Raw genomic sequence first — 2277 nt, forward strand, 5'->3', positions numbered from 1 at the left:
TTCCCGTGCCACGCACCGCCGCCGCCGCCGCGATTGTTTCGAGAATGGTGTCCACATACTTCTCGTGTTCGGGAGCGGCCACTAATACATTGATATCTTCCATCGGTCTTTTTAGAAAAAACTGTCGTCTCTTACCTTGTCGTATCGTTGTTACCGTCTGTTATTCCATGTTGGGCACGACCTTGCTCAGCGCGTCGGTCACTTCCTCTTCGCCCGCTCCCTGCCTGATGACGATGAATATGGTGTCGTCGCCGGCTATTGTGCCGATAATCTGCGGTATTTTGCTGTTGTCTATGTTGTAGGCTATGCTGCCGGCATATCCGGGGCGTGTCTTTATCACGCCCATGTTTCCCGAGAATGTTATGGATACGAAGCCTGGTACCTTCATCATCTCCTTTACCTGGTTAGGGGTGCTCACGCGTTTGTACATCGTCACGTTTGGCAGCACGTATATGTAGTTGCCGTTCATAGTGGCGGCTTTCGCCACTTTGAGCTGCTTGAGGTCACGGCTCAGCGTGGCCTGTGTCAGTTTGAAGCCCTCGTTTTGCAGTGCGTCGAGCAGTTCTTCCTGACTGCCCAGCTCCTGGCTCGAAATAATCATTCTCAGCGTTTCAAGTCTGTTCTTCTTTATCTTCATGTATGTATATTTATGCAAATACAGGGCAAAGATACGTATATTTATGCAAACGTACAAGTGTTTATGCATAAATTTGCAATAACAAACACAAAAAAGGCCGCCTACATGAGGCGACCTTTTATGTTTGTCAGGCGGTGGTTGGTTATTTGATTACAACCTTCTTGCCGCCGATGATGTACAGACCCTTGGCCAAGCCGTTGAGCGACTCGCCTGCGTTGCGTACCTTGACACCGTTTATTGAGTAAACATCGTTGTTGATGTTCTTCACGTTGTTGGTCACGCCGTTGATGCCGTCTGTCTTCTGGTAGTCGGTGATACCGATTGTGTAGATGTGGCAACCGTTGGTGTTTGTCAGTTTGACGTCTACCGTCTCGGCGTCAGACTCGGGAACAACGACACGGAATGTCTCGAATGTTGTGGGAACGCACTGGGCGAACTCGGTTCCGTCAACGCTCAGCTTCAGGCCGCGCGCGTCTGTGCTCTTGTGGGATTCGAGACCGATTTCGATTGTAGCGCCCGGCTTCACACCAGGAATTACGAACGAGAAGTCCTTGCCGCCAATCCACAGATATGCCGGACCTGCATATGTTCCGAGGGTTGTCTCGGGATAGTTGAGGGCTATCGCGATCGATCCTGCACCAACCTTGTCGAAGAGCAGACCTGCTGTCTCGGCAATCTCATGGCCGTTGGCCCAGAGCGACTGTGCCTCGGTGATTTCTGTTCCATACCAGTATGCGGCGCCGCCTCTGTCGGGTTCGGCTTCGCTCGGGCCGGCAACCTTCTCGTAGCTGCGCCACGGAGTCACTGCGGGATATTTGCCGTCAGCGTCGGGTTCTACTGTCGCTGCCTCTGCTTTCAGGTCGTTTGCGGTCTCCTCGCTCCACTTGGTGAAGTCCCAAACCACGGGTACTTCCTGCTGCTCTTCCTTGGCAACGATTTCCATCGGATAGAGTACGGTAGCGCCTTCGGCGTTCTTGTATACGAGGGCAGTCATGCTCTCGATAGCCGGCAGGTTGTAGCCCTCTCCGCTTTCGCTCATGTACTCGTCTGTCAGGAAGCTCCAGCCCGGGGTCATCATCACGTCCTCTACCGCTATTTGCTCCTCGTTCTGTGTGGCTGTGAACGTGCGCATGCCTGTGGCTTCGAGCGTGATGTCCTTGATGTCTACAATCTTGAAGAGGTTCTCTTCTTTCTTGGCGTCTGCTATGGTAGCCTCGGCATGAGCGATTTCCGTATCTTCAACGGCCGTAACCTCGTCGCCGGTAGCGCCGGTATTCTCGCTGTCGCTGAATGTCGGTACACCGTTTATCACGCTGTATATACCGGTCACCTTACCTGTCACGGCTTTGCCTTCCGACGCGCCGAGCTCCATGAGCATGCTCATCACGCCCGAACCCAGTGCCACGGCACCGCTGGCGTCTTCTATCACGCTCACTCTGCCGCTAAGGCCGCTGGCACCTCTTGATACAACGACTTTGGTATTGTTCAGTGTCAGAGTAGCCTCTGTCTCGTCGGTGAGAGCCTTCAGGGCTGCGATGTTCTCGGCAACCGCGATTGCGGGAGCGGGAGTATAGGTCGTGGTGTTCTCGTCAGCGTCTTCGATTGTTGCCTCAATCTTGTTGATTTGAGTGTTTCCTGCT

General features: G+C 53.4%; 1 protein-coding gene and 2 pseudogenes. All 3 read right to left on the minus strand.

Annotated elements, in window-relative coordinates:
- A pseudogene (locus tag MoGM_RS03620) lies at positions 1-103 on the minus strand (GNAT family N-acetyltransferase); the annotation flags it as partial.
- A gap of 57 nt (positions 104-160) precedes the next feature.
- Positions 161-637, minus strand: coding sequence for an arginine repressor (locus tag MoGM_RS03625; RefSeq protein WP_104368797.1), 477 nt, complete (start codon positions 635-637; stop codon positions 161-163).
- A 142-nt stretch (positions 638-779) separates the two neighbouring features.
- A pseudogene (locus MoGM_RS12965) lies at positions 780-2277 on the minus strand (hypothetical protein); the annotation flags it as partial.

The organism is Prevotella sp. MGM1 (assembly GCF_002933775.1).
In the GTDB taxonomy this organism is placed as follows: Bacteria; Bacteroidota; Bacteroidia; order Bacteroidales; family Bacteroidaceae; genus Prevotella.

What these genes read in the sequence shown, in the direction of transcription:
- MoGM_RS03625 (WP_104368797.1), bottom strand. Translation starts at nt 637, where the DNA reads ATGAAGATAAAGAAGAACAGACTTGAAACGCTGAGAATGATTATTTCG.